This window comes from Mesorhizobium sp. M0139 (genome assembly GCF_040322455.1).
Lineage (GTDB): Bacteria > Pseudomonadota > Alphaproteobacteria > Rhizobiales > Rhizobiaceae > Mesorhizobium.
The window spans coordinates 1-3,169 of sequence record NZ_JAMYTN010000045.1 but is presented as its reverse complement, the minus strand read 5'-3'; the positions used below and the strand labels follow the sequence as shown (position 1 = coordinate 3,169).

Here is a 3,169-nt window from a genome sequence, read left to right as displayed (position 1 = left end):
GGGGCGGTCGGTCTCACATCTCTGACACTCCTTGCCAACACTCTCTCGCAAGGGCCGATAAGCGATACCGTTGCCCACAACATGGCACGCAATGGTCTGCTGCAAGCAGCGCGTTGCAATGCCGAGGTCGTGCAAGCTCTCGGTCTTGGAAAGCGGATCGCTGCCCGATGGCAAAAGGCCAATGCCAAGTGTCTGGCCGCCAACCGGAAAGCTGGGGATGTGGCAGGTGGGCTGGGTGCCATTTCAAAGTCGCTGCGCGTGCTGCTGCAATCGGCCATTCTTGCCGTCGGTGCGTACCTTGTCGTCAGGGAAGAGGCTACGGCCGGGGTCATGATTGCCAGTTCGATCATGATGGGGCGTGCGCTGGCTCCGGTCGACCTCGCCATTTCAAGCTGGAAACCCTTCCTCATGGCGCGCCAGGGTTGGGCGCGGCTGGAGGACCTCTTGGAAAAGGTTCCTGAAACCGCTCCTGTTATGCTAATGCCTGCACCTGAACGCGAACTGCGCCTCGAAAGCGTGACAATCGTTCCGCCCGGTGAAAGCAAGCCGACCGTGACCGGCATTGCGTTTGCCATTCAGGCGGGAAGCGCACTCGGGGTCATCGGCCCGTCGGGCTCGGGCAAGTCGACACTCTCGCGCGCCATCGTCGGCGCATGGACGCCGGTCGCCGGGAAGGTTCGCATCGACAGCGCAAGCCTCGATCAATGGGACCGGGAAGCACTAGGCCGTCACATCGGCTATCTGCCACAAGGTGTTGAATTGTTCGATGGCACCATTGCCGAAAACATCGCTCGTTTTGAACATGATCCTGACCCTGAGGCTATTGTCGCCGCGGCGAAAGCAGCGGGCACGCACGAACTGATCCTCCGATTTGAGCACGGATACGAAACTCCGATTGGTGAGGCCGGATCGGCACTTTCCGCCGGGCAGCGTCAGCTTATCGGTCTTGCCCGGGCCCTTTATCGAGACCCTTTCCTTGTCGTGCTGGATGAACCCAATGCCCATCTCGACGCGGAAGGCGAGGCTGCAGTCGTTAATGCGATCGCCTCCGTGCGCGAGCGCAAGGGCATTGCGGTTGTCGTCGCCCATCGGCCGAGCGCCATCCGCGCCGTGGATTTGGTGTTGGTGATGGAAGGTGGACGGCAGCGATCATTCGGTGCGCGTTCCAAAGTCCTGAAGGCCATCGAGTCTACACAGGATCACGTGGCAGAGCGCGCTGACATGGAGGATCCCGGTGTCCGGCATTCATCAGAACAATGACGTTTCGAGTCCATTCGCCGGCACCTGGTGGCGGGCCTTCTGGCGAGCGTGATCTTTGTGGGAGGAGCCGGAGCCTGGGCGACCTTCACGAATCTCTCCGGTGCGGTTGTAGCGTCCGGACACTTTGTCGTCGTTTCCTAGTGAGAAGATACAGCACCCGACTGGCGGGGTGGTGGGAGAAATCCTGGTGCGCGAAAGCCGGATCGCAGCCGATCTGGCGACGGATGAAAAACCCGGCATTTCGTACTACCTGGTGCGCCTGTCGGTTCCGATCTCGGCTCGCGCGAACGCGCTCCCTAACGTTCCATTGCTCGCAATGGGCAGTGCCGGCGCGACTCGGCAACACAGCCCCATGCCCGTTCTTCCGAGGGCGGCCCAACCAGAACGACCGGTTACAAAGTTTCCTGGACCGTTCTTTGAGTGTGAATGTTCGGGCCGATTGCCTGGGCGCGTCCCCGCCGCCTGCGAGCCCGCAACTGCTCAGCAGAAGCGCGAAGTGAACGAGAATGCATCCATTTCGTAAATGTATGCCTATCCAAGCAATCGATTTCTCAAATTGTCCGATGACGAATATGAACGCGTCAGGCAGGGGCATCACTAGGAGTATTTTCAATGGCAAAGATTATCGAAGGTGGCCCGAGTTCCGAAACACTCCTCGGCACCGAGGGTGTTGACTGGATCGAGGGTTACCAGGGCGGTGACTGGCTTGACGGTCGTGGCGGCAACGACGAGATCTCGGGTGGCGCGGGCAGTGACCGAGCCATCGGCGGCAAGGGTAACGACCGCATCTTCGGCGGAGATGGCTGGGACGATCTCTCCGGCGACAACGGCCGCTTCAACGCGCGCGTCTCCGGTGAGGACAATGACAGGCTCAGCGGCGGACCCGGCCAGGATGTCCTCTACGTGGGTGACGGCCAGGACACGTTGACCGGGGGCAGCGACAGTGACACGTTCGTGTTCCAGTTCCACAATCCGGTGCCTGGGGTTGTCGGGTCGACGTCGGACATTACCACTATCACCGATTTCAACCCGGCGGAGGACAAGTTCGCCTTCGATGCGGTGGGCCTCTACAACGATGGTTTTGGCGCGAACTTCGTCAACAACGCCAGCATACAGTCCGGCTACCCGGTGAGCAGCTTCTACAGCGGTGCGGCCTCGGGTGCGAACGGCGAACACGTCGTGGTGATCACTGGCGAATCTTTCAACTCTGCTAATGAGGCGGCGAGTGCGATCTCCGGCGAGCACGCCGGCGACATCATTGTCTACCAAAGCAGCTACACCGACAGACTCGCAACTCTGGCCTATGTCACCGCCGACGGCAGCGCGCACGAGTTCGCCCACCTGGGCGGTGTGGTCACCGTGGCAGACCTGGGCCTGACCGCGTCCGACTTCACCTTCGTTTGATCCAGAAAACCCATACGGAACCGCGCCCGCCCCGCCCCCCCTGGGCGGGCGCTTTCCCGTTTCCGCTACTTGCCATGGGCCGGGGCGCCCGGGAGCAGTCAGCGTGTACAGTGACGAAGCCCTGCGCGTCGCGCTGGTCGTGCACCGAAATCTCCCTGAAGGTGTGGAGGCGGATTCGCCTGTTCGGGCCCTCGCGGCCGACCACGATGAATCCCTTCCAAACTTTCAGCCGGACGGTGTTGTTGACCCGCTCCATTAAATGCCGGGACCAAACATATTCGGCGGGAGCACTGATCCTGAACCAGGTAGCGGATGCAGTCGGTTGCCGGTCGGGGGGCAATATAGGGAGCTGGGTCGCCAGCCTCCGGAGACTTACGTGACAACCATTCCTTAAAGGATTCAGCTTTGAGACCCTTCCCTCTGACTTCCGCGATTTGGGGCATTGTGTTGATCAGCGGCGTGGTCAACGTGCTTGCGCTCATCTCGCCGCTGTTCATGCTTCAGG

2 protein-coding genes and 1 pseudogene are annotated in these 3,169 nt (G+C 61.0%); all 3 read left to right on the top strand.

Features of this window, described 5'->3' with window-relative positions; all coding sequences use genetic code 11:
* Positions 1–1,260: type I secretion system permease/ATPase (locus NKJ58_RS31415; protein WP_352854708.1), on the top strand; the 1,260-nt coding region annotated here is incomplete at its 5' end.
* Positions 1,235–1,482 (top strand): annotated as a pseudogene (locus NKJ58_RS31410) (HlyD family type I secretion periplasmic adaptor subunit); the annotation flags it as partial. The gene NKJ58_RS31415 and the pseudogene NKJ58_RS31410, both read left to right, overlap by 26 nt.
* A gap of 390 nt (positions 1,483–1,872) precedes the next feature.
* Positions 1,873–2,664: a calcium-binding protein gene (locus tag NKJ58_RS31405; RefSeq protein ID WP_023690711.1), complete on the top strand. Its 792-nt coding sequence runs from the start codon at positions 1,873–1,875 to the stop codon at positions 2,662–2,664.
* Positions 2,665–3,169: the final 505 nt, after the last annotated feature.